This window comes from Dokdonia pacifica (assembly GCF_900188275.1).
GTDB classification, from domain to species: Bacteria; Bacteroidota; Bacteroidia; order Flavobacteriales; family Flavobacteriaceae; genus Dokdonia; species Dokdonia pacifica.
In genome coordinates this window covers 161,949-186,620 of the sequence record NZ_FZNY01000008.1, presented here as the reverse complement: position 1 = coordinate 186,620, position 24,672 = coordinate 161,949, and the positions used below count along the sequence as shown (strand labels likewise).

At 33.9% G+C, this 24,672-nt stretch carries 29 protein-coding genes; 18 read left to right on the top strand and 11 right to left on the bottom strand.

All coding sequences use genetic code 11. The features are described 5' to 3' along the window. Positions 1 to 84: 84 nt before the first annotated feature. A complete protein-coding gene (locus CHB80_RS20965) occupies positions 85 to 840 on the bottom strand; it encodes a nuclear transport factor 2 family protein (protein WP_089373465.1) in 756 nt (251 codons plus the stop codon). Between the two features lie 360 nt (positions 841 to 1,200). On the opposite strand from CHB80_RS20965, the gene CHB80_RS20960 reads away from it, so the two are divergent. Next, on the top strand, positions 1,201 to 1,674 hold the full coding sequence (locus CHB80_RS20960) for a heme-binding domain-containing protein (protein ID WP_089373464.1): 474 nt from the start codon (positions 1,201 to 1,203) through the stop codon (positions 1,672 to 1,674). A gap of 1 nt (position 1,675) precedes the next feature. On the opposite strand, the gene CHB80_RS20955 is transcribed toward CHB80_RS20960, so the two are convergent. Further along, positions 1,676 to 2,359, bottom strand: coding sequence for an SIR2 family NAD-dependent protein deacylase (locus tag CHB80_RS20955; RefSeq protein ID WP_089373463.1), 684 nt, complete (start codon positions 2,357 to 2,359; stop codon positions 1,676 to 1,678). Between the two features lie 101 nt (positions 2,360 to 2,460). Between CHB80_RS20955 and CHB80_RS20950 the strand changes: the two genes are divergently transcribed. Continuing rightward, complete coding sequence (locus CHB80_RS20950; protein WP_089373462.1) at positions 2,461 to 3,120, top strand: TrmH family RNA methyltransferase; 660 nt, start codon at positions 2,461 to 2,463, stop codon at positions 3,118 to 3,120. 32 nt (positions 3,121 to 3,152) lie between these two features. Here CHB80_RS20950 and CHB80_RS20945 read toward each other — a convergent pair whose 3' ends face one another. Then, a complete protein-coding gene (locus tag CHB80_RS20945; protein WP_089373461.1) occupies positions 3,153 to 3,623 on the bottom strand; it encodes a hypothetical protein in 471 nt (156 codons plus the stop codon). 291 nt (positions 3,624 to 3,914) lie between these two features. Here CHB80_RS20945 and CHB80_RS20940 point away from each other — a divergent pair, with 291 nt between their 5' ends. The 3 genes from CHB80_RS20940 to CHB80_RS20930 all read left to right on the top strand — a co-directional run bounded on the left by CHB80_RS20940 (position 3,915) and on the right by CHB80_RS20930 (position 5,565). Further along, positions 3,915 to 4,550, top strand: a complete 636-nt coding sequence (locus CHB80_RS20940) for a peroxiredoxin-like family protein (RefSeq protein ID WP_089373460.1) — start codon at positions 3,915 to 3,917, stop codon at positions 4,548 to 4,550. A gap of 112 nt (positions 4,551 to 4,662) precedes the next feature. Further along, entirely contained in the window at positions 4,663 to 5,190 is a 528-nt protein-coding gene (locus CHB80_RS20935; RefSeq protein WP_089373459.1) for an SRPBCC family protein, read from the top strand. 3 nt (positions 5,191 to 5,193) lie between these two features. Continuing rightward, the gene (locus CHB80_RS20930; protein ID WP_244905577.1) at positions 5,194 to 5,565 is read left to right on the top strand and encodes a VOC family protein; all 372 of its coding nucleotides are present in this window, start codon (positions 5,194 to 5,196) and stop codon (positions 5,563 to 5,565) included. Between the two features lie 85 nt (positions 5,566 to 5,650). Here the strand turns inward: CHB80_RS20930 and CHB80_RS20925 are convergent, their stop codons facing one another. The 3 genes from CHB80_RS20925 to CHB80_RS20915 form a co-directional block, all read right to left on the bottom strand. Next, positions 5,651 to 6,460, bottom strand: coding sequence for a carboxypeptidase-like regulatory domain-containing protein (locus CHB80_RS20925; protein ID WP_089373458.1), 810 nt, complete (start codon positions 6,458 to 6,460; stop codon positions 5,651 to 5,653). A gap of 90 nt (positions 6,461 to 6,550) precedes the next feature. Beyond that, positions 6,551 to 8,503 (bottom strand): DEAD/DEAH box helicase, encoded by a 1,953-nt coding sequence (locus CHB80_RS20920; RefSeq protein ID WP_089373457.1) that lies wholly within the window; start codon positions 8,501 to 8,503, stop codon positions 6,551 to 6,553. A 178-nt stretch (positions 8,504 to 8,681) separates the two neighbouring features. Further along, entirely contained in the window at positions 8,682 to 9,260 is a 579-nt protein-coding gene (locus CHB80_RS20915) for a non-canonical purine NTP diphosphatase (RefSeq protein ID WP_089373456.1), read from the bottom strand. 259 nt (positions 9,261 to 9,519) lie between these two features. On the opposite strand from CHB80_RS20915, the gene CHB80_RS20910 reads away from it, so the two are divergent. Genes CHB80_RS20910 through CHB80_RS25060 form a run of 5 tightly spaced genes read left to right on the top strand, consistent with a single transcriptional unit; the run spans position 9,520 to position 11,975 of the window. Beyond that, positions 9,520 to 10,323: a hypothetical protein gene (locus tag CHB80_RS20910; RefSeq protein ID WP_229746962.1), complete on the top strand. Its 804-nt coding sequence runs from the start codon at positions 9,520 to 9,522 to the stop codon at positions 10,321 to 10,323. 1 nt (position 10,324) lies between these two features. Further along, the gene (locus CHB80_RS20905; RefSeq protein ID WP_089373454.1) at positions 10,325 to 10,942 is read left to right on the top strand and encodes a glycoside hydrolase family 19 protein; all 618 of its coding nucleotides are present in this window, start codon (positions 10,325 to 10,327) and stop codon (positions 10,940 to 10,942) included. A gap of 12 nt (positions 10,943 to 10,954) precedes the next feature. Then, positions 10,955 to 11,551 carry a hypothetical protein gene (locus tag CHB80_RS20900; protein WP_143337203.1) on the top strand — a complete coding sequence of 199 codons (597 nt, stop codon included), beginning with the start codon at positions 10,955 to 10,957 and terminating at the stop codon, positions 11,549 to 11,551. A gap of 5 nt (positions 11,552 to 11,556) precedes the next feature. Then, positions 11,557 to 11,823 (top strand): hypothetical protein, encoded by a 267-nt coding sequence (locus tag CHB80_RS20895; protein WP_089373452.1) that lies wholly within the window; start codon positions 11,557 to 11,559, stop codon positions 11,821 to 11,823. Between the two features lie 29 nt (positions 11,824 to 11,852). After that, complete coding sequence (locus CHB80_RS25060; protein WP_262486195.1) at positions 11,853 to 11,975, top strand: hypothetical protein; 123 nt, start codon at positions 11,853 to 11,855, stop codon at positions 11,973 to 11,975. Here the strand turns inward: CHB80_RS25060 and CHB80_RS20890 are convergent. From CHB80_RS20890 to CHB80_RS20875, 4 genes are all read right to left on the bottom strand, one after another. Next, positions 11,962 to 12,576, bottom strand: a complete 615-nt coding sequence (locus tag CHB80_RS20890) for a YqaA family protein (RefSeq protein WP_089373451.1) — start codon at positions 12,574 to 12,576, stop codon at positions 11,962 to 11,964. The two genes, CHB80_RS25060 and CHB80_RS20890, sit on opposite strands and share 14 nt — an antisense overlap. Positions 12,577 to 12,900: 324 nt before the next feature. Then, positions 12,901 to 13,578: a response regulator transcription factor gene (locus CHB80_RS20885; protein ID WP_089373450.1), complete on the bottom strand. Its 678-nt coding sequence runs from the start codon at positions 13,576 to 13,578 to the stop codon at positions 12,901 to 12,903. After that, positions 13,575 to 14,384: a sensor histidine kinase gene (locus tag CHB80_RS20880; RefSeq protein WP_089373449.1), complete on the bottom strand. Its 810-nt coding sequence runs from the start codon at positions 14,382 to 14,384 to the stop codon at positions 13,575 to 13,577. Before CHB80_RS20880 ends, CHB80_RS20885 begins: the two co-directional genes overlap by 4 nt. 635 nt (positions 14,385 to 15,019) lie before the next feature. Next, positions 15,020 to 15,499: a hypothetical protein gene (locus CHB80_RS20875; protein WP_089373448.1), complete on the bottom strand. Its 480-nt coding sequence runs from the start codon at positions 15,497 to 15,499 to the stop codon at positions 15,020 to 15,022. A gap of 339 nt (positions 15,500 to 15,838) precedes the next feature. On the opposite strand from CHB80_RS20875, the gene CHB80_RS20870 reads away from it, so the two are divergent. Next, positions 15,839 to 16,681 carry a hypothetical protein gene (locus CHB80_RS20870; protein ID WP_143337202.1) on the top strand — a complete coding sequence of 281 codons (843 nt, stop codon included), beginning with the start codon at positions 15,839 to 15,841 and terminating at the stop codon, positions 16,679 to 16,681. Between the two features lie 357 nt (positions 16,682 to 17,038). Here the strand turns inward: CHB80_RS20870 and rlmH are convergent, their stop codons facing one another. Continuing rightward, on the bottom strand, positions 17,039 to 17,512 hold the full coding sequence (gene rlmH, locus CHB80_RS20865) for a 23S rRNA (pseudouridine(1915)-N(3))-methyltransferase RlmH (protein ID WP_089373446.1): 474 nt from the start codon (positions 17,510 to 17,512) through the stop codon (positions 17,039 to 17,041). Between the two features lie 348 nt (positions 17,513 to 17,860). On the opposite strand from rlmH, the gene nadC reads away from it, so the two are divergent. From nadC to priA, 7 genes are all read left to right on the top strand, one after another. After that, positions 17,861 to 18,721 carry a carboxylating nicotinate-nucleotide diphosphorylase gene (gene nadC / locus CHB80_RS20860; protein WP_089373445.1) on the top strand — a complete coding sequence of 287 codons (861 nt, stop codon included), beginning with the start codon at positions 17,861 to 17,863 and terminating at the stop codon, positions 18,719 to 18,721. A gap of 1 nt (position 18,722) precedes the next feature. After that, positions 18,723 to 19,655: a YihY/virulence factor BrkB family protein gene (locus CHB80_RS20855; RefSeq protein ID WP_089373444.1), complete on the top strand. Its 933-nt coding sequence runs from the start codon at positions 18,723 to 18,725 to the stop codon at positions 19,653 to 19,655. A 3-nt stretch (positions 19,656 to 19,658) separates the two neighbouring features. Continuing rightward, complete coding sequence (locus CHB80_RS20850; protein WP_089373443.1) at positions 19,659 to 20,219, top strand: chalcone isomerase family protein; 561 nt, start codon at positions 19,659 to 19,661, stop codon at positions 20,217 to 20,219. 69 nt (positions 20,220 to 20,288) lie between these two features. Continuing rightward, a complete protein-coding gene (locus tag CHB80_RS20845) occupies positions 20,289 to 20,723 on the top strand; it encodes a DUF2147 domain-containing protein (protein WP_229746961.1) in 435 nt (144 codons plus the stop codon). 147 nt (positions 20,724 to 20,870) lie between these two features. Further along, entirely contained in the window at positions 20,871 to 21,410 is a 540-nt protein-coding gene (locus tag CHB80_RS20840; protein WP_179218232.1) for a phage tail protein, read from the top strand. Positions 21,411 to 21,456: 46 nt separating this feature from the next. Continuing rightward, positions 21,457 to 21,996 (top strand): phage tail protein, encoded by a 540-nt coding sequence (locus tag CHB80_RS20835; RefSeq protein ID WP_179218231.1) that lies wholly within the window; start codon positions 21,457 to 21,459, stop codon positions 21,994 to 21,996. Positions 21,997 to 22,157: 161 nt separating this feature from the next. Next, positions 22,158 to 24,611: a replication restart helicase PriA gene (gene priA, locus CHB80_RS20830; RefSeq protein ID WP_089373441.1), complete on the top strand. Its 2,454-nt coding sequence runs from the start codon at positions 22,158 to 22,160 to the stop codon at positions 24,609 to 24,611. The last annotated feature ends 61 nt before the right edge of the window (positions 24,612 to 24,672 follow it).

Sequence of the window (24,672 nt, the reverse complement as noted above, 5' to 3'; positions counted from 1 at the left end):
AACTAAAACAAAAGAAGCGATTAGTTTCTGATTAAAAACTAATCGCCTAGTTATATTATTATGTAGGAATTATTTCTACACATTTTAAAGCATACCATTGGTATGTGCCATTATTTCAGGGATTATTTGAGATACAGACCAATGCTCAACTATTAATCCATTTTTTAATCGATAGATGTCATAAAACACATTGTCTTGATTATTTACAATACCCTTTGATTGAGTTACAACAAAATTTCCTTGCCCTATTATTTTATATACTTTTTGAATGTTATTTTTTTGATAATACTGTTTCATATCATGTAATCCATTAGTCATGTTTGGATTGTGTTGAATTAAATCTGTAGCCATATACTTTTTTAAGGCATCAAAATCTCTATTGATAAGTACTTGTTTTGTGAACTCTTGAACTCTTGTTTTATTCTTTAAAGTGGCCTCTTGATCTTCGCTAACAATTGGACCTTTTATTTCTGAGTTTCCGTTTAAACTTATTTCTGATTCATTTTGAATAGCATCCCAATGTTCGGCAATGAATCCATTTTCAAGCCTGAAAAGATCAAGTACGATTTTTTTCTGTCCATTAAATTCAATATTCATATGCACTACTACATAGTTATGATCAGCTATGATTCGCATAAATGGCTTAAAAGCTTTTTTTGGTTTGGGAATTTCTTTTAAATATGTGATAGCTTCTAACAAACCTTCTTTTCCTGTTTTTACTTGTGGATTGTGCTGAATATAGTTTTCTGTAACTATCTTTTTTGCATATTCAAGATCTTGTTCTCCAATTACTTTTTTATAAAAGTTGATTACTATTTGTTTATTACTATTTTGTTCCATAATGATATTTCTCTCGTTTTTTTGTTTGCAGCATACCATAAAAAATATGCATGCATATAGGCATATTGATTTCATATTCAGTTGTATAATAAATGATTGTTCTATTTATAGAAAGATGTAACTATCCTAGCAATAGATAGTATAGGTGGTATCTATTGCGATTATCCCTTTTTGAGTTAGGGAGTCTCTTAGTGAGACATTGATAGTATGTTAAAACGAGTAAATCAGAAGACTAAAGTAGGTAAATTTATTTATTATTATATCGTTTTAGTTCTTATGATTGTTAAATGCACAATACCAAACGTGATTTTAATAGAATAAAAACTAACTTAGTAGACAGACCAACTAATCTCTACGATAATGAAGTGGATCAAACGATTTCTAGTACTCGCATTACTTGTACTTGTTGTCATGCAATTTTTTCGTCCTGATAAAAATCAAGAAGGGAATTATGATAGTGTGCAACCCTTTATATCAGAAACAAAGCCTATTGCATCTGTTGAAGCTACCCTAAAAGAAACGTGTTTTGACTGTCATAGTAATCAGACGAGATATCCTTGGTATGCTGAGGTGGCTCCTGTTTCATATTGGCTAGCAGATCATATTCGTCATGGAAAAGGAGAGCTTAATTTTTCAGAGTGGTCTTCCTACTCAGTAAAACGTAAAGATCATAAACTTGATGAAATTATAGAATTAGTAGAAAACAGAGAAATGCCTTTAGATTCTTATACTTGGACACATAAAGAAGCACAATTAAGTGACACTCAAATTAAAGAAATTATAACCTGGGCAAAAGCTGCACGATTGCAGTACAGTTTGAATAAAGCTGAATAAACTATTTTAATAATTCATTTGCCACTTTCGGTACTCCTGTAGTAGCAGCTTCGGCATATATAGTAAGATTTTTTCTAGGGGCCACCGCAGGTTTAGGATCTATAAAATAAATAGAGGCGTGTGAGGGTGCAAAATCTATGAGACTTGCTGCTGGATATACCTGCATAGAAGTTCCAATAATCATTACATAGTCTGCCTGAGATACCAATTGTGCTGCCGGTTCTAACAATGGAACCATTTCCCCAAACCATACGATATGAGGTCGCAACTGAAAATTGTGTTCACATAGATCTCCAGATTTTAGATCAGTACGCCAATCTAGTACAAGATCTTCATCAAAGGTACTACGCACTTTTAATAATTCCCCATGTAAGTGAAGTACGTTGGTACTTCCAGCTCGCTCGTGTAAATCATCTACATTTTGCGTGATGATATGTACATCAAAATTTGTCTCTAAAGCAACCAAAGCTTTATGCGCAGCATTAGGAACTACTTCTAATAACTGTCTTCTTCGTTGATTATAAAAATCTAAGACCAATTCCATATTATCCGCCCAACCTTGTGGCGATGCTACTTCCATAACATCATGACCTTCCCATAACCCGTTAGAATCTCTAAAGGTTTTTAAACCACTTTCTGCACTGATACCTGCACCAGTAATGACGACAATACGTTGTTTTTGCATAAGATTACTTTATACCAATGTTGTTATTGCATGAGCTAACTCAAAGTAACATTGGTTTTACAAGTTAAAAGTACAGTATCTTTACCTTGTAAACAATGCTCATGAATCATAAATTACTTGATTATTTACAATCCTATTTAACAGACCGTAGGCGTGACCTATTTGACCGTGTCTTGTCAGAACGGACCTATCATTTTACAGTAGCAGTAGAAGATGTATATCAATTACATAATACCAGTGCTGTCATACGTAGTTGTGAATCTTTTGGTGTACAAAACCTTCATGTAATAGAAGAAGTAAATGTAAAACGTATTGATAGGGAGATTGCTATGGGAGCACAGAAATGGGTAGATGTGCATAGGCATACCAGTACAAAAGCATGTGTGCAATCTCTAAAAGCAGATGGATATCGTATTATAGCAACCACACCTCATAAAAAAGCATATCGTTTAGAAGATTTTGATATCACCCAGAAGGCGGCTATTTTCTTTGGAAGAGAAACCGAAGGATTGAGCCCTGAGGTATTAGAAGCGGCCGATGACTTTATTTACATTCCAATGGTAGGATTTACAGAAAGCCTTAACATTTCTGTATCTGCGGCAATTACCCTGCAATATATTATGACGCGATTAAAAAGCACTGATATTTCTTGGCAACTATCTACAGCAGAAATTTTCGAAAAGAAAATGGAATGGACAAAAAAAATGATCAAAGATGTAGACCGTATTGTTGAGAGATGGGAAGAAGATCAAAATATCTAAGCATCCTATTAAAGAGTACTTTTCCTTAAACCTTAATGTAGAATAACTTCTCGTTTTTTGTATTTGAATAGCTGTAGTCTGATTTTAGGAAGTTCTTTTTTCCAACTCCAATCTTCTATATGTGGTTCGTAATCATAGGTGATGTTAAACTCAGTAATATATTTTTCATTATCGTTTTGCACTAAGTTTTCATTAGCAATCTTTAAAGTTCTTATAATATCTTTTCGAAAATTATTTGTCTCATCAATTGGTATTATTTCAATTCCTTCTTGATCTCCATCATTAATTAATAAGACTTTGATATGAATATCTCCTTGATTTTCGAAATACGGATATTCGGTAAGTATCTTTCTATATATTGTTTTTATATACTGATATCCACTATCAACAGTTTTTGTTTTTAGGAACTCTTGAAATTCATAATTTTTATAAAGATCAATATCTTGAGATCTCATTTCTCCAACGGATATAAATATGCAAAGACAGAATATAAATAGTTTCATGTAACTAAGGGATTATCGTATGTTGCCAAACATAAAGGAAATCTTTCCGTTTTGGTATTTACAATGAGTAAAGGAGCTTTTTGAATTCGTAAACGATCCTTTAGAGAGTCTTATAATATTTAGAAGAAAAAATGTATTTAGAAAATAGTATTGAAGATTTTGCTTTTAATTTGAAAGATTCATGGTACGCTTTCGCGAAAGCGTACTCAGGAAAATTTAACACTTTTTAATGAGTGTTACTATGTAATTATTGAATCATAGTAGAGACTATATGCAAAAATAAATTCAGAAATGACACTTACAGAACAACTTAAAGAATATGCAGATAATAGTGTAAAAAGGCATCCAGGCGCTGCTCAGGATACTATGAAGAATGCTATTGCTGCACTTGAAGCCACAGATATTTTAGCAAAAGCAACTAAAACGGGAGATCAGTTCTCTAATTTTACATTACCCAATGCAAAAGGAGAGCAAATTTTATTAGAAGACCTTTTACAAGAAGGTAAAGTAGTACTTACATTTTATAGAGGCGGTTGGTGTCCTTATTGTAATATTGCTTTGAAAGCATTACAAAATGCCTTACCAGAAATAAAAGCTAAGGGCGCAAATCTTGTTGCAATTACTCCAGAAACACCAGACAATAGCATATCCACTCAAGAAAAAAACGAGTTAGATTTTTATGTGCTGACTAGTAAAAATAATGAATTAGCACGCTCTTTAGGGCTCGTATACCAATTGCCAGAAGATTTAGTAACGCTGTATAAAAAGTTTGGAATTGACTTGATAGAAAGTCAAGGGAATGAAGCCAGTGAATTACCTATTGCTGCGACCTATATCATTGAACAAAATGGAAAAGTAAGTTATCATTACCTAGCAGAGGATTATAAGCTAAGAGCTGATCCATCTGACATTATAGCAGCGCTTTAAGTATAAAAAGTATATCAAAAAGAGGCTTATCCGTATTGGGTAAGTCTCTTTTTGGTTATATATTATTCTATTTTGTTTAACTTTAAAGGAATAATCAACACACTAAAACCTTATGATAACTCTCATTTATATAGTTGCCGCTATCGTTGTATTAATCATCATTTTGGCAGCTATAGCCCCTAAAACATACGATGTAAGTAGAAGTATTGTAATTGATAAACCGAAAGAGATTGTATTTCCGTATTTGAAAATGGTCAAAAATCAAGACCATTGGTCCCCATGGAAAAAGAAAGACCCTAATATGCAGCAAACGTATAAAGGTACAGATGGTGAAGTAGGTTTTAAAGCAAGCTGGGTAGGTAATAAAGATGTGGGTGAAGGGAGCCAAACCATTACTGCTATTGTAGAAAATGAACGAATTGATAACCATTTAGTTTTTCTGAAGCCCTGGAAATCTGAAAGCGATGGATATTATACAGTAGCAGATGGAAGTCCTGGACAAACCAAAGTTGTCTGGGGATTTAGAGGGCAAAATAAATTCCCCACGACTATATTTATGCTATTCTTTAATATGGATAAAGCAGTCGGAAAAGATTTTGAAGAGGGGTTAGAAAATTTAAAGAAAATAGTAGAAGCATAAATTATGGAAATGAAATTGAATTGGTTTGAAATCCCTGTAACAGATATGAAACGCGCTATTGCATTTTATGAAGCTGTATTTGGGATAAAGATACAGTTGCAAGACTTTGGAGGTGTTCTTATGGGATTCTTTCCTAGGCCAGATAGTATGGATAAGACGTCTGGAACATTAATTCAGCAGAAATCTTATGTCCCAAGTAAAGAAGGTGCCTTACTATATTTTTATGCGGCAGATATTACCTCTTGTTTGGAACGAGTTAGTACAGCTGGAGGAGAAATACTCCAAAATAAAACACAAATTAGTGAAGAGCATGGCTATATGGGCGTTTTTATGGACTCAGAAGGTAATCGTATTGCATTGCATAGTACAGGTTAATTGTTCCCTTTCTTATATGACAGTTTAATAAAAAACGGCTATCTGTTTTCAGATAGCCGTTTTTCTATTTTATAAGTATACTTACTTAATCTTTTCTTTGTAGGACTCTATATTCTTCATAACACTCACTAATTGCATCTAGTATTTGAAGGTCATTTGCAGTTACAATAAAGTTGTCAGAATAGTTACAATTGTTAAGTATAGCATCTATATCATTTCTGTCAATTTGAAGTAAAGCTACAAGGGTTTCTCTGTCAAATTTTTTCTCTAGAAGGTTACGCACTTTGTCATCTTCCTTCATTTTACGCATTTTCTTAAGCTGTTCGGGTTTTTTTCCAAAGAGATTATAGAGTAAATCTGCAGGATTAAAAATAGCGTTAATCACTTTAGAAACAGCACCAGGTTGAGATTTCCCTCCTTCATATCCTGTATTTAAGCCAGAAATACTAAAACGAGAATTGTTGTAAATAGGAATTCTCTTTGCATCTATTTCTAGATATCCAGTAAGTTGTATTTCCTGTACCACAACTTCTTCTAATGCAATACCAATTTCGGTCATTTTAATCTTTACATTTCCATACTTTACCCAATCGGCACTTACACGTACTTGTAATGTTTTATATCCTAAATAAGAGAAAAATAAGGTGTCGTCTACTTGTGCTTTAATCTCAAATAGACCTTCATTATTAGTAATCGCTCCTTTTAAGTTGGTGAGATTTACAATATTTACATTTTGTAATGCTTGATCTGTAGATGAGCTTAAAACGGATCCGTTAATATAACCCTTAGGCAAAGCAGGAACAGAATCATTTTTTTGTTCAGGAGCAGTATCTTCCTGAGCATTAACGATGCTTAATCCACTTAATACTACTATTATAAATAATAATCTTTTCATAACGGGGGTCAATTTATGGATTATGTCGTTAAAATCTAGTCAAAACTACATTTTTACCATAAATATAACAATTAAATTGCCCTATAGTGACTAGCTACGACGTCTTCTCTTTCCTGAAAAAGGGGAATTTGGAGTAGAATCACTAGATCTACGAGGTGATCTTGGTCCACCGCGTTCTGCACGAGTAGGTTTACGATCTTCAGATGAAGAGCGGCGTCTTCCTTCTCCTCCTTCAGACCCTCTGTAAGAAGATCTATCTGAATCATTACGACGACGTCCACCTTCAGAAGAACGATCATCACTATTACGACGACGGTCTCCGCCACCACGTCTATCATCGTCATTTCTTCTACGACCACGATCTCCACCTCCTTTAAAACTACTACGACGATCTCCGCCACCGCGTCTATCATTACGTCTTCGGTCTCCACCGCCACGTTTACGATCACGGCCTCCACCGCCTTGTGTTTCTTCTACACTTACACGACGTCCGTCTAGACTAAAGTCCTCAAAAAGTGCAATTACTTTTTCTTTGTGTTCTGTATCTGTATTAAAGAAAGAAAAACTGTCTTTACAATCTACACGATAAATACCATCTTGACCAAGTCCTGTTTTTTCTTTTAAGAAGTCTTTTAACTTCATCCAGTCAAAATCATCTTTACGACCTACATTAATAAAATAACGTGTGGTATCTCCAGATTCCTCTTTAAATGCTGCAACAGCATTTTGATTAAGGTCTTTTGCTTTCTTGTAATAATTGAAGAAACGTGTGAATTCTACAGAAAATACTTTCTTGATCAATTCTTCCTTAGAGAGATCTTCAAGTACTTCTTCTATTGCTGGAAGATAACTATCTATATCATGATTTACTTCTGTATTATTTATTTTATTAGCAAGATGAAAAAGTTGTACTTGTGTAATTTCTTTTCCGTCAGGAATTGTTTTTTGCTCAAACTTTTTACCTAGAATTTTTTCTAGTTGTTTGATTTTACGCATTTCACTTTTAGTCACAATAACCATAGAAGTACCTGTCTTTCCGGCACGACCTGTACGACCAGATCGGTGTGTATAGGTTTCTATTTCATCTGGAAGCTGGTAGTTAATTACGTGTGTAATATCATCTACATCAATACCACGCGCAGCTACATCTGTAGCCACAAGCATTTGAATTTGTCTTCCTCTAAAGCTCTTCATAACCAGATCACGCTGATTCTGGCTTAAATCTCCATGTAGAGCTGCGGCATTATACCCATCTTCTATTAATAGCTCTGCTACTTTTTGAGTATCTCTTTTGGTACGACAAAAAATCACAGAAAAAATAGCTGGATTTGCATCGGCTAGACGTTTAAGTGCTTGATAACGATCACGCGTATGAACTACATAAAACTCATGCGATACATTTTTTGCGCCTTCATTTTTTGACCCTACTGTAATCTCTAGTGGGCTTACCATAAATTCTTTCGCAATACGTGCTACTTCTCTAGGCATTGTTGCACTAAATAACCATGTAAGTTTGTCTTCAGGAGTATCTGCTAGAATCGTAGTAATATCTTCATAAAACCCCATGTTAAGCATTTCATCTGCTTCATCAAGTACACAATAACTCAGTTTTGTGATATTCACCATTCCTCTGCGCATCATATCTTGCATACGCCCAGGAGTAGCTACCACTATTTGTGCTCCTTTTGAGATTTCACGGGCTTGTTCTTGGATGTTTGCTCCTCCATATACCGCAACTACACGCAATCCTTTTACGTGCTTTGCATATAATTTCATCTCATTGGTGATTTGTAAACATAATTCACGAGTAGGCGCTATGATAAGACCTTGTGTAGTTTTGCTAGAAGCATCAATCTTTTGTAATAATGGAAAACCAAAAGCAGCCGTTTTACCTGTTCCGGTTTGCGCAAGTGCTACCATATCTCGATCTTCTTCGAGTAATGTAGGAATTGCTTTTTCTTGAATTTCTGATGGAGTTACAAACCCCATGTCGGCAATAGCCTGAAGTAAAGGCTCGTTTAAGCCTAATTGATCAAATGTCATTTGATGTATTTTATACGTTAGTGTGCTGTAGGAAGCGCAACGACGTATAAAAACCACTTGCTTCGATCAACACATGTGTATCGAATTTATATCGATACAAACCTCACCCTGAGGTTTTGAAGGTGCAAAAGTACGGTTAATTAATGAATTGGCGATATGTATGGTGAAAAATTAAAAATCACTCCTGTGTAGCAACATAGTTTACAAACTTAGCTACAGCTTTTCCGCGGTGTCCTATTTTTCCTTTTAAGGCAAGCGCCATTTGAGCAAATGTAGCGTCATATCCATCTGGCATGAAGATAGGGTCATATCCAAAACCTCCATCTCCCATACGTTCTCTCGTAATCTGACCTTGGCATATCCCTTCAAATGTATATGTTTTATCCGCTTTCGCGAAAGCGATCACAGTCTTAAACTGCGCACTTCTATCTGTTTGAGTGGCTAAATGAATCAAGAGTTTATTCATATTGTCTGAAGCATTTTTCTGTGGGCCTGCATATCTAGCCGAATATACACCAGGAGCTCCATCTAAAGCTGTCACTTCAAGACCTGTATCATCTGCAAAACAATCATACCCATATTTTTCTTTTACAAACTGGGCTTTTAAAAGCGCATTCCCTTCTATAGTAGGTGCATCTTCAATGATATCTTCTGTACATCCAATATCTTCAAGACTTTTTAACTCGATAAAGTCTGGTAATAAAGCTTGTACTTCTTTTAGTTTATTGGGATTATTTGTAGCAAAAACGAGTGTCATATGTGTAAATCTCTAATCAGATTGCTAAGATACGTGAGAAAGCGAACAAGTGCTATAGCGATGTGCTGAAAATTATAAGTGTTTTAATGTGTTGAAAAATAAGAATGTAAAAGTATTTGAGTGATTTGTAATTGTGTTTATACTAATTTTTGAACTCATAAAACACCGTAAAATTACCTGATTTTAAAAACAGATAACAACCCCTTTAAATCTAGCGTATGATTCAAGTAAGTTTGATCATATACTAACAAACCTTCCTATGGCAACTACCTCAAAGGCTTCGGCAACAACAAAAACAGATCCTGAACAAACAGCGGCTACAACTACAACAGATGCTGCTAAAAAAACCTCTGCCACTTATGGAATTTCTGATGAGGTGAAAGGAAAAATGAGTGAAGAGATTAATGAAATGCTCTCATTTGCAGTGTATAATGGGATTACAATTAATACAGATGTTGTGTCTCTTATTCAGAATTGCTCTGTAGATAATTTAGTAAATGCTCATAATATGTTGTGTAAGAATGTAGCTCCTGCAACACCAAAATCGATTGCATATACTAGAAAACTACGAGAAAATACAGATAAAAAAACACTTTTTAGTAAACTACCTTTAGTACGTAATCTCATTATACTATCTCTCGTTTTTTTAGCAACCTTTATTATTACAGGTTCTTCTGAAGATGTGAATAACACCTCGCTAGATCTTGGAGTGATGAATAATCATGGGAGGTCTTTATTGCTTAATCTTGCGTATCTTTCTTCTATTGCAGGGCTTGGAGTATTGTTTTATTTACTTAAAAATGTAAGTGCGTCTGTAAAAAATGGGAATTTAGTACCTGAAGATACCATTTACTATATCGCATTGATTGTATTAGGAGTTATTTCTGGATTGATTATGTCAGAAATACTTCATTTTTATACAAAAGATCCAGAAAGTATCAATCTTTTCAATAAAAGCGTGCTGGCATTGATAGGTGGTTTTTCTTCAGATGCTATCTTTACAGTACTACAAGGACTTATAGATCGTCTTAAGGCCATATTTGCACCATCTAATTCACAATAATATGATAACCAAAGAACAATTTCAAACCGTTGTCCCTGATGTAAACTGGAAATATATAGAGCCTTATCTAGATATTTATGAAGCGATTTTAGATACGTATGAAATCAATACACCTTTACGTAAGGCACATTTTCTTGCTCAAATATCTCATGAGAGTGGGAGTTTTAAATATGTTTCAGAAAATTTAAACTATTCGGCTAAAGCGTTGTTTGCAGTTTTTAGAAAGTATTTTCCAACATTGGCAGCTGCCGAAGGATATGCCAGACAACCTGAAAAAATAGCAAACAAAGTATATGCAAATAGAATAGGAAATGGAAGTGAAGCAAGTGGTGAAGGCTGGAAATATAGAGGTCGTGGTTTGATACAATTAACAGGAAAGGATAATTATAAAACATTTTCTGAAGCCACAGGACAAGATTTTGTGTCTAACCCAGATTTGGTAACGCAACCAAAATGGGCATTATCTTCAGCAGGTTGGTTTTGGAAGAAACGAAATATCAATAGATATGCAGATGCAGATGATATCCATATGGTCACCAAGCGCATTAATGGAGGTTTTAATGGTCTTGAGCATAGACAGCATTTCTTAGATGAATATAAAAAATTATACAGTATCTAATTCGTAAGTATTATGAAAACAATAAAAAGAATACTCATGCTTTTCTTGACACTTTTAGTCATTGTGTCTTGCGCATCTATTCCCGCTTCTACTTCTACCTTAAGTAAAGAAGTTATTAAAGAAGCCGATGGGATGCATCAATTGAATATTGCATTGATCAATCAATTATATGCAGAGCGAGAGCAGCGCATTAATGATTTTATAACCTATCAGTATACACCAGCATTACTTAATAATTATCAAAAACTACTTCCAGATTCGTTGGATTATAAAACAGAACTTCCCAATATTTTAAAAAGTATTGTACCCGTTATTAATAAAAAACGAGATTCACTTCAGGGAGTATTAGGTGCAGAAAAACAAGATATTTTAAAACAATTGACTGCTAATTATACAACCTACACAACCTCATCTGCCGCACTACAAGGTTTGATAGACTCTGCGGTAAAATTAAAAGCATCAGAGAGTAATGCATTAACTGCTTTAGAACAACTTACTGGGGTTTCACCAGGAACTGTAAGTAATGTAGAATCCAAATTAGAAAAACTCTTGACAGAGTCTGGAACGACTATAGATCAATTACTTCAAATAGCTAACTCTTTAAAATAAATATTATGCCTATAGATTGGGATGCGCTTGCAAATAAAGCTGCACAACAAACAGATAATGAGTTTAGTGATGAACTCGCAAAACTTACAAGTTTAAATACAACTGAGATTACTAATTTTATTGCAGAAAGTAGTATCAGTAATGCAAACGCTGTAAAAGTATTACAGGAAATAAATAATGCCACACGTACTAATAATCAAAAAGCAACTGCTATCGCAAGTATTGATAATGGGGTAGGGTTTTTAGTGAGTTTGGTAGGTAAAGTAGTATAGTTTTTAAAGATTTTTTAATAAAACTTTTTATGTTGATTGTATACGCTTTCGCGAAAGCGTATGCTGTCATACCATTACCTAAAAAGAATAGTTGGAATACAACTAATGATACTTTTTCTAAAGTTTGTGATCGTTACGCTATACGAGTTTAAAAATGACCAATGCATAGGCATAAAAACGTATGTAGCGTAAAGCTCCAAAGAGTAAGTAATTGGAAAACTTATACTTAATCATTCCTGCAGCAATACTCGTCATTGCAAAAGGAATAGGAAGTAATGCACCTACAGCTATAATAAGGCCACCCCATTTACGAGTATTCTTAATATGCTTTTTCATTTTCACCTCTAAATATTCATGCACAGCCGGTATTTTGGTAATGCCTTTTCCCATAAAGAAAGAAAATATACCGCCTACATATGACATTGTAGCTAATAGTGTAAGACTAATGAGTGGGGTTGCTGTTTTACCACTCCATGCAATAAATAACTCAGGAGGGATAATTCCTAAAATAGATTCTGATAACAAAAACGTCAGGATAATTGTAAGATCAGAATAATTATCAATAACGTAGGTTAATGCAGTATTTACATCAATGACAAAATAATTGATAAGTAATAAGATTCCAACAACAACAAGAATAGCGGGCACGGCTTTTTTTAAGGCATCTTTAATAAAACTATAAAAACCTGTATAGCTATAATACTGATGCAATAATTGCAAACGACTCTTTTTTCTTGTTTTTGTAGGATTCATTATAAATTGATTATCAATTTAGGAACTGTAAAAATACTATATAGTAGACGTAATCTGTACTAATAAATTACTAAAATGATAAAGTATTTTTGAATATGACGAGTTTTTAGTCAGTATGTTACTTGAAAAAGCCTTTTGTTATAAAAATTTTAAAAGCTTATGGTTTTTATATTTTAACACTCAACACTACTCTCGACTGCGCTCTAACTGGCATAGCGTAAGTCATATTAAAATTAGTATTCAAAATAGAGTAGTGCTCTAAATTAGAGTGTTACTCTATTTTGAAATCTATATTCTTTACTCTTTTTTCTATGTTCTACTTTTTCAAAACTTACTATCTAAATCAACAATTTTATGTTGTATGGCATACACCACAAGACCTGCAATGTTTTTGGATTCTGTTTTGAGTAATAAATTATTACGATGTCCTTCTACCGTACGCGGACTTATAAATAAAGCCTCTGCAATCTCATTGGTGGTATGTTGCTTACAGATAAGTTCTAGTACTTCTTTTTCTCTCTTAGTAAAATAGGTGGTGTCAAAATTAGATTTCAGTTTCTTTTCAGAAGGGTTTAAAAGCCCTTCTTGAATAAACTTAAGTACTTGCGTATCGTAATAGAATCCTTTTTCATAGACTTCTTTAATAGTCTTCACCATTAATTTTGGACTGCTGTTTTTTGCTAGATATGCGACAGCGCCTATAGATATCATATTTACAATAAAAGGTTTGCTAAAGTAACTTGTTAAAGCAATGATTTTTACATCTGGAAATTCTTTATGTATGAGTTTTGTGGCTTCTACACCATTTAATTCGGGCATTTTAAGGTCGGTAAGGATGACGTCTGGGAGTGTGTCATTATTACGTAATTGATCCATTAAGTCTTGGCCGTCTGTGGCGTCAAAAAGAACATCAAATTCTTTTTCTCTGGCTAAAATAGCGCGTAAGCCTTGTCTGAATAATAATTCATCATCTGCAAGGGCTAATTTTATCTGATTACTCATTGTTTTTTTGATTGTATAGTGAATAGGCTTCCTTTATCAATTTCGCTTTCTACATCTAAGTCACATTCTAGAATGGCAGTTCTGCTTTTAATATTTTGTAAACCAATCCCTGATTGCTTTCTAATTTTTTTAATATCAAACCCGTTACCATTGTCTTTACAGGTAAACATAAAACGGTTCTCTCCTTCTTTCTTTAATTGGATGTTCATACGGCTGGCATCTCCATGACGTATGGCATTATTAATTAATTCTTGTGCAATTCTGAAGATATGTAGGTTGTTTGTTTTACTTAAAAAATCAAGTTCGTCTATATCGTATTTGATTTGTACTTGTTTGCTCTTTGTAAAATCTTCAAAGAGTTCTTCTAAGGCTACTTTAAGTCCAAATTTATCTAAGATAGGAGGGAGGAGGTCATGTGCAATTTTACGAGAGCTTTCCAGGGTGGTGGTCGTCACGCCTAAAATGTGTTCTAGTGATGCTTTTTGCTCTTCATTGATATCATCATCATCTAGTAATAAGTTGGTGGTAAGACTCACGACATTGAGGCGCGCACTAATAGCGTCGTGTAAGTCTTGTGCAATACGTTTGCGCTCTTCTTCTTGGGTAGCAATGGTTGCTTGTAAGATGGTTTTTTGGTGTTCTAGTTTTAAAGCCGCCTTTTCAAGCTCTTTTTGAATGATCTTACGTCTTGAATAATGGAAAAACAAAAGCAGTCCCGTAGTCAATAAGACTAGGAATATAATTCCATAGACGAGTGCAGCTATTACTGTACTTTCATCTTGTGTGATGAGAAACTGTTTTTCCATTCTAATGTTAATAAGATTAAAAAGATAGAATATAATATTTTTAATATGAGCCAAATACCTCTTGCTAATTCTCTATCTATACCTCTAATGTAATTTCCTAGTATGAAAATTAATGTGCTCGCGGTTAAATAAATTAGAATAGCAGCATTTATATATAAGAATTTTCCTTCTGTTACTAACGAATTATAGAGGTGAATAATTGAGTAAGTTATTAATGGAAAAGAAGTTAAAAGTACCTCTAATAAATTAAAATAGAAAAAGCTCAAAGGAGTCAGTATGTATTGAATCATTAAAATTAATATGACTATTATAAATGAAGCCTTTACATATATTTTTTGTTTTTTGTTTTTGAATAAGTGTAAATAGAAATATGTGAATAAAATAAATTGAAATATTAAATAGAAATTAGATAAATATAAATTTTCAATTCTTTCGTGATACAAATATTCTATTGTTAAAGAGTTAATTAGATTTAGTATTATGTATATTATTAGTAAGTTGTAAGCCATAACCTTTGAGAAAAGATTATGGCTTCTCAAATACAATTCAACATTCACAAATAATAAGCCTAACGTTAAATATTGAAAGACATTATTTAAATCTGTAATTGTCATTAATTTTGCAAATTATATTTATTAATGGTTAAGCGGACTATTAGGATCGCACTCATTTGGACATGGTCTTGTAAAATCATAAATACCACTACCTTCAATAGAGTATCTTGCTCCTGGAGGATAGGTCACTCTATTTTTTTCGTCTACCATAACGTCAATATCTACATTTGGTGTAAATGGATCAGGCATAGTTCCTACCATAATTAGTTTTTCGCCAAATCCATTTTTTCTGAATTTAACTGGGTCTTTTCCTCCCCCGTAAGAAGAATAGATAGATGTGTCAATACCCATATAAGCTCTTACTTCTTGATTATTAGCAGCTGAAGTGTTACCTGTTATGTTCCCCGTAGCAGGATCTACAGCAATAATTTCCATTTCAGCAAGCATAGCTAATAAATCACCTGTAGGGATTAAAAAAGCTTTTGCGTGATCTGGGTTGAGTTTTTGCCATAAGTCAGTGTCAGCGGTAGCATCATCAAATGGAATTGTTTTGGTACTCATAAGTTTAGAGGTTTTTGGTTAATAAGTCTCCAAGTTCGTTAAAATTGCTTGATTAAAAAATAGTTTTCTTAAAAACAGGTAGTTTTACGGGGTGTTGTTTTTAAAAGGGTTTCTAAGCTACTGTTTTTAATTGATTCTATATCTAAAAAGTGGCATAATAAAGCACATGAAATTAGAGTATTGCATTATTCTTATAGCTGTAAGAAAAACGAATGTAAATTATATGCTAGTATTCAGAATTGTCTTATATAAGGCTGTGGTTTTCCCGTAGAAGTACGTATAAATAGGTGCTTGTTGCATATTACATTTGCACTATTATAACATTTTAAAATACATGTGATGATGAATGTTAACTATAAAATATCTTCCCTGCGACTATTTATTGTTTTTGTTTTTTTGGTGTTGTTTATTATCAGTTTTGTGGGTTGTAAGCACAGTAGAGATACCAAAGTAGAAGTTGAAAGCTCAAAAACTTTCATAAAGCAAAAGAATATCCATCCAGGATATGATAGTGTGCAAGTAGCCCATTTAGGAGAATTATTTGAAAAAGCGATGATAGATGCTCAAAATCCTACTCCTACAGAGCGATATGCGCATCTATTACCTATAGAGGGAAACCCTAATCTCATCGATACACTCATTAATGGAGAGCGTTATATACAAGTAGTGTCTTGGAAATCGCATCCTGACAATTATTCTAAAAAAGGGATAGATAGTACGCAAGGATATGATATCTGGGTGACATTAGCTCCTATCATCAAAGATAGTTGTAGAAGCTTTTTTAAAACACAAAAGGATCCTATTATGCGTTTACGACAATTATTGGGATTACAACCGTTTACTCAAGAAACCTTCTTTTTAGAATTATGGGTAAAACCGGAAGATATATACCGTCCATGTCCAGATAATGGAACAGATGACACCATTTGTGATTTAAATGTGCCTAATGATATCTCTGAAGAATACCGAGCATGGTTTAATCACACAAGAGCAGTTCAGTATAATGATTGCACAGATACCGAATTTAAAGAATACGGATACCCATGGACACAATTAGGATATACCTATGATTGGAGTCCTGAGAACCCTTCAAATATAGGATTGTCTGAATTTGTGATTCGTAGACACCGATATATCTATGTGAGAGGAAAACATAAAACGGAGGTGTATTGTACGGAGTGATTCTTATAATAGAGTAGTGCTCTTTTTTAGAAAATGACATTATTTTCAGTAGAATACTTATTCAGATACTGTAGTTTTTTATGTGACGTATTCAACTATAGATTATTGTTATGTCAACCTGAACTCGTTTCAGGTTCTCATCAAAAGGAATCTGTTATTTGTATGATGAGATTCCGAAATAAATTCGGAATGACGGTATGTATTCATTTATCTATGGTGATAGGGTTCTCCTTTTATAACAAGATTTGATAACGGAAAGTTTCTATAAAAATGTGCTAAAAATTACATTTTTAAATAAACAACCACCCTAAATTATAGAGATGATGTCTTTTTTAACTAACGACTAATAGCTAAAGACTATCTATGATGATAGGGTTCTCCTTTTAGGATTGTGAAACCTCTATATAATTGCTCTGTGATAAATAATCGCACCATCTGATGGCTAAAAGTCATTTGTGATAAGGCTATTTTTCCTTGAGATGCTTTGTATACCGTTTCAGAAAATCCATAAGGTCCGCCAATCACTAATACTAGTGTTTTGTATCCGCCATTCATTTTTTTCTGTAAATATTGAGAAAAACCAATACTATTCATCTCTTTTCCATTTTCATCTAGAAGAATCAAATGATCTTGTGATCCTACTTTAGATAAAATAAGCTGCCCTTCTTTCTCTTTTTGTTGTGCTTCACTAAGGTTTTTAACATTTTTAATATCTGGAATAATTTCGATAGAAAATTTGATATAATGATTCAGGCGTTTGGTGTACTCTTCAATGAGTGCCAGTAAACGTTTGTCATCTGTTTTTCCTATACAGAGTAGTTTGATATTCATGGGGTAAAAATACTAATTCTTACTTTCTTACTCTGAATGTTATTAGTAGTTAGTTTTGAGTACTTAGTTTCAGGTTTCAGGTTTCAGGTTTCAGGTTTCAGGTTTCAGGTTTCAGGTTTCAGGTTTCAAGTTTCAAGTTTCAGGTTTCAAGTTTCAAGTTTCAGGTTTCAGGTTTGGAGTATAAAAGTTGATTTTTTAAATTTCGTATTTCGTATTTCGTATTTCGTATTTCGTATTTCGTATTTCGTATTTCGTATTTCGTATTTCGTATTTCGTATTTCGTATTTCGTATTTCATTATTCGTTATTTGTAGGGCTTTCCTTATTTTTACATAAACTAGTTATATATATGATTTCTCAAACGCAATTTGATCAAGAGATAGAAGGTATTATTGCAAATGCTATTCGTGAAGATGTAGGTGATGGTGATCACAGTTCGTTAGCCTGTATTCCAGCAACAGCCACGGGTAAGGCAAAATTATTAGTAAAAGACGAAGGGATTCTTGCTGGGGTAGCTTTCGCGAAAGCGGTCTTTGCCTACGTAGATCCATTACTTCAAGTAGAAGATCGTATTCCTGATGGAAGTCGTGTACAGCATGGAGATATTGCTTTTTACGTAACAGGTCCTTCACAATCTATTTTAAAAGCAGAACGATTGGTGCTGAACGCCATGCAGCGTATGAGCGCCATTGCAACGAAAACAGCCTTTTTTGTGAATTTACTGGACGGTACAAAAACACGCATTTTAGATACTCGTAAAACAACACCCGGTATACGCGCATTAGAAAAATGGGCTGTAAAAATAGGAGGAGGCGAAAATCACAGATTTGCATTATATGATATGATTATGCTTAAGGATAATCATATAGATTTTGCAGGAGGTATTACGCAAGCGATTCAAAAAACAGTAGCGTATCTAAAAGAAACAAAACGTGATTTGAAAATTATTGTAGAAGCTCGGGATCTAGACGAAATAGATGAGATTTTACAAAGTCATAATGATGTATACCGTATTTTGATAGATAACTTTAATTATGAAGATACCAAAGAAGCCGTACGCCGTATAGGTGACTTATGCCTTACGGAGTCCTCTGGGGGGATTAATGAAAAAACCATACGTGAGTATGCATTATGTGGTGTAGATTATATTTCTAGTGGAGCACTCACACATTCTGTATATAATTTGGATTTAAGTTTGAAAGCAGTATAAAATGGCATCGCTAGAAAACAAACTAGAACGCTTTGCTATTTTTAGATTCTGTGTGCATTGTCTTAAAAAAGTAACACTTCCTGGTTTTAAGGGGATGACTATTTATCATCTCATTAAAACATATCTCACAGGAATTATACGAGGTACACTTTCTGCAAGAGCAGGATCTATAGCCTATAGTTTTTTTATGGCTATATTCCCAACCTTACTTTTCTTACTGAATTTAATTCCTTTAATACCGGTGGAAGGATTTCAAAAGAAGTTTATGGATTTTATTTATGAATTAATCCCTAAACAATCACTGGCCTTTTTTGAACCCGTATTTTCTGATATCTCGCAAAACCCGCGAACAGGCTTGTTATCCTTTGGAGCTGTTTTGGCATTAGTATTAATGAGTAATGGAATTAATGCTATTTTTAGTGGTTTTGAAGGTTCATTTAATGTAAGTATTAATAGAAACTTTATTAGGCAATACTCGGTTGCATTAGGTGTTGCAATCGTTTTGGCATTGTTGTTGGTTACTACTATAACAGTATTAATATATTTTGAATATGTACTACATATGTTAAGAGATAGTGATATGGTGAGTGATGGTGCAGATGTTACGTTAGTTTCTGTAGGGAGTTATATATTTTTCGTTATTATGATATATATTGCAGTAGCAACATTATATTATTTTGGAACAAAACAAGGGAAGACGAGTAAATTTTTCTCTCCAGGTGCCTTAATGACCACTATATTATTTATGTTAACAACCTATCTTTTTGGAATTTATATCGATAATTTTTCAAATTATAATGAGTTGTATGGCTCTATAGGTGCTCTTTTAATTATGATGTTATATATTTGGCTTAATTCAAATCTGTTATTACTCGGTTTTGAATTGAATGCAGCATTACAAAAATTGAAAATGAATCAAACCCTCAATAAATAAACAATGAGAAATTTTATGTTAGCCTTAATGGCGATTTTTAGTATTGGATTTGCAAATGCGCAAACACAGGTAGGAGATGCAACACTTCCTAATCAAATGACATTAGAAGGTACAGATCTTGTACTTAATGGAGCTGGAATGAGAGAGAAAGTAGTTTTTGATCTATATGCAGGAGGATTATACCTTCAATCTAAAAGCAGCGATGCACAACGTATCATAAATGCAGATGAAACGATGGTGATAAAACTTGATATCGTTTCTAAACTCGTATCAAGTAAGAAAATGAAAAGTGCAGTAGATGATGGATTTGAAGCTTCTACAGATGATAATATTGCACCATTTGCAGAGAGAATTGAAAAATTTAAAAGCTTCTTTAGTGATAAGATTGTAAAGACAAATGTATTTGATATTGCATATATCAAAGGACAAGGAACTGTTGTTTACAAAAATGGAACTAAAATAGGAATGATTGAAGGATTAGATTTCAAAAAAGCACTTTTTGGAATTTGGTTAGGAGAAGATCCTGCAGATGACGATCTTAAAGAAGGAATGTTAGGGAGCTAATATCCTTATATGATATGATAAACGGTAGGCCTTAGCCTACCGTTATTTTTTATATGAAATTTGAAATAGATGAATAGTAAAGTTTTAATGCCTTTTGTATGCCTATTGTTTTTTGTGCAAGCTTATGCGCAACAAGGAACTATTTTTGGTAAGTGGAAAACAATAGATGATGAAACTGGAGAAGCAAAATCTACTGTTGAGATTTATAAAAAAGGAGATGCTGTATATGGAAAGGTAGTGGCAATTACAGATGTAACTCGTCAAGATGAGGTCTGTAATAAATGTGAAGGCAATGAAAAGAATACTCCTGTGATAGGTTTAGATATTATAAAAAACCTCAAAGAAGATGATGGAGAATATAAAGGAGGAACCATTTTTGATCCTGAAAAAGGAAAGAAATATACGGCAAAAATATGGCTAGATGAGGAGGATGCTTCTATCCTTCATGTAAGAGGATATATAGCTTTTTTTTACAGAACTCAAGATTGGATACGTATAGAATAATACTAGTAAATAATTACTTAATTATAAAACCCCGTAAAAATACGGGGTTTTTTCTTGGTCATAAGTTTTAGATTTGGTGGAATGTCAAATTATTTAAAAATTATTTGATGGAGAAAATTATTAACTAACACTAAAACACACACAATTATGAATCCATTTATTGGCGAAATTGTAATGTTTGCGGGGAATTTTGCGCCTAGGAGTTGGGCATTTTGTAATGGACAATTATTGCCTATTGCACAAAATACAGCTCTATTCTCTATCCTAGGAACTACCTATGGAGGAGATGGCAGAACAACCTTTGCATTACCTGATTTGAGAGGTAGAACACCTATTCACCCTGGTCATGGTCCTGGACTATCTACATATAGATTAGGACAAAAAGGAGGGTCTGAAGAACATACCCTTACTATTGGTCAGATGCCTACTCACAATCACATAGCAGCAAGTAATACAGACGTAAATGTAGGCGATACTGGAGGAGAATCTGATCCAGATGGAAACTTCTTAGGAGAGGGAGATGCTTATACAGGCGCATCAGCAGGAAATAAGCTTAACGGTGGAGCTATGACAACAGCTAGTTCTATGACTAACACTGGCGGAGGTCAAAGCTTTAATACCATGAAACCTTTTGGTACGGCTAATTATATTATTTGCATGTTTGGATCGTATCCATCTAGAAATTAATAGCTATCTAATCAATTTTACTAACAATACAAAAAAACAATATATCATGGATCCATTTTTAGGAGAAATTAAACTATTTGCAGGAAATTTTGCACCAAGAGCTTGGGCATACTGTGACGGACAATTATTAGCTATAAGCCAATACTCGGCTTTGTTCTCTATCTTAGGAACTACCTATGGCGGAGACGGAAGAACAACATTTGCATTACCAGATTTAAGAGGTAGGGCTGCTATCCACCCAGGAAATGGGCCAGGATTAAGTGCTTATCGATTAGGAGAAAAGGGAGGAAGAGAAACAATAACTCTTAATATAACAAATTTACCTTCTCATAATCATACAGTAACTTCTACTACTTCAGTAAATGTTGGTGATACAGGAGGAGAATCTGATCCAGATGGAAACTTCTTAGGAGAGGGAGATGTATATACAAGCGCATCAGCAGGAAATAAACTAAATGACTCTGCAGTAACTACAGCGACTACTGTAGGTATGAATGGAGGGCAACAAGCATATAATAACTTACAACCATTTTTGGGAGTACATTATATCATAGCACTACAAGGGGTATTCCCAAGTAGAAACTAGAAATAAATAATTTTCAATTTTTAATTGAAAAGATATAAGGGGAAGCAGCCTTCGGGTAGCTTCCTTTTTTTGTTACTGTTTTTACTTTGTTTATAATTCTTATCCAGATACAGCAAGAACATCTTACTTACTTTGTATTTTCGTTTATATTTTGATGCTAAATGCCATACTTTATAGATGCCATACTTCCTATTCCTGTAGAAAAAGCTTTTACGTATAGTATTACCGAAGCTGAAGCAAAATTTTTACAAGCAGGTATGCGGGTAGCAGTTCCTTTTGGAAAGTCAAAAGTGTATGCTGCTTTAGTAAAAAATATACATACAACGCCACCTACACTATACGAAGCCAAGGAAATAGAACATATTCTTGATGAAAAACCTATAGTAACTCAAAAACAATTTGAACTATGGTCTTGGATGGCTTCCTACTATATGTGTACAGAAGGAGAGGTCATGCGAGCATCACTTCCTAGTGCTTTCTTGTTGGAAAGTGAAACAATCATACGATTACAACCTGAAGTTGTTCTTCAAGATGAAGATCTTCAAGACGATGAGTTTTTAATCTACGAAGCGTTACAACATCAATCTGTGATTAAAATACAGGAAGTCATGGATATATTGGGTAAGCGTAAAGTATTACCCACCATTAAAAAATTACTAGATAAAGGAGCAATATCTGTACAAGAAGAAGTATATGAACAATACAAACCTAAGCTTGTTACTTTTGTGCAATTACACTCCCATTATAAAGAAGAAAAGGCTTTTGTAGCATTGTTGGATTCTTTATCGAGGGCTCCTAAACAGAGAGAATTATTACTTGCTTTTTTTTCGCTTAAAGCGAAAACCAATAAACCCATTACAACATTAGCATTACAAAAAGCGGCAAACGCAACAGCAACACAAGTTAAAACTCTTGTTGCAAAAGGTATTTTTGAAACATATGAAAAAAGAAAAGACCGCGTAGAATTTGAAGGAGAAACAAGCGGCACAAAAACATTAAATGAACATCAAGTAGAAGCTTTAGCGCAAGTCAAAGAAAGTTTTGAAACACAAAATGTATGTTTACTCCATGGTGTTACAGCATCAGGAAAAACAGAAATATATGTATCTATAATAGAAGAGTTGCTCCATACAGGAAAACAGATTTTATACTTATTACCTGAAATAGCATTAACCACGCAATTAATTTCTAGATTACAAAATTATTTTGGAGAAAAGGTGGCTGTTTTTCATTCTAAATATTCTGTACATGAACGCGTAGAAGTTTGGAATAATGTACTTCAAAATGCTTCGAAAGCTCAGATTATTATTGGTGCTCGTAGTGCAATGTTACTCCCTTTTTATGAACTAGAATTAATTGTTGTTGATGAAGAGCATGAAAGTAGTTTTAAACAATATGATCCTGCGCCTCGTTATCATGCAAGGGATGCTGCAGTGGTATTAGGGCACTTGTTTAAAGCAAAAGTGATACTAGGGTCGGCAACCCCTAGTGTAGAAACTGTCTACAATGCTAGACATGGAAAATATGGTTATGTATACTTAGGGCATAGGCATGGTAATATCTTAATGCCAGAAATAAACCTAGTAGATATTAAAGAAAAACAACGAAAGCGGGAGATGACAGGGCATTTTAGTGACACGCTATTAAGGGCAATCACAGATGCATTACAGCTAGGAGAGCAAGTTATCTTGTTTCAAAATAGAAGAGGTTTCTCACCTGTTTTAGAGTGTAAGACTTGTGGGCATGCTCCACAATGCCCTAATTGTGATGTGAGTTTGACATATCATAAATATAGAAATCAGTTGCGATGTCATTACTGCGGACATCATATCGCAATGCAATTAAAATGTATGGCTTGTGGAAGTCCGGATTTAACAACCAAAGGTTTTGGCACGGAACAAATAGAAGCAGAGCTTAAAGAATTATATCCTGAATACTCCATTGCGCGTATGGACTCTGACACAACAAGGGGTAAATATGGGTTTGAAAAAATAATAACAGCATTTGAGCAAGAGGAAATTGATATTCTGGTAGGTACACAGATGCTTACCAAAGGTCTTGATTTTAGAAATGTAACTTTAGTAGGCATACTGAATGCAGATAGTATGCTTAATTTTCCAGACTTTAGGGCACATGAAAGAAGTTATCAATTAATAGCCCAAGTGTCGGGTAGGGCAGGTAGAACAGAAAAACAAGGGAAGGTATTAGTGCAAACATACAATCCGTATCATCAAATATTGCAACAGGTATCTGCCAATAAGTTTGATGCGATGTATGAAGAACAACTGCAAGAACGACACGATTTTAAATACCCGCCTTTTTATAGACTTGTGCGTATTACTTTACGACATCGAGATTATCAGAAAATAGAAGAATCTAGTATATGGGTAGCAAAAGCTTTACGCCAAGCATTAGGGCGTGATGCTGTATTAGGCCCTGAAACCCCACCTGTAGCGCGTATTCGTAATCAATACCGTCGTAATGTGCTCATTAAGATTAATAGAAGGCAAAACTTAAAACAAATAAAAGGGCTTATTGCTAGGGTACAAACTAGTTTTAAGGCCATACCTCAATACAGAAGCGTACGTCTTATAATAGACGTAGACTGTTATTAGTCTATACTTTTAGGTTTTACCTTATAGTTGTGAACCTGTCTGCCGGCAGGCAGGTCTCGCA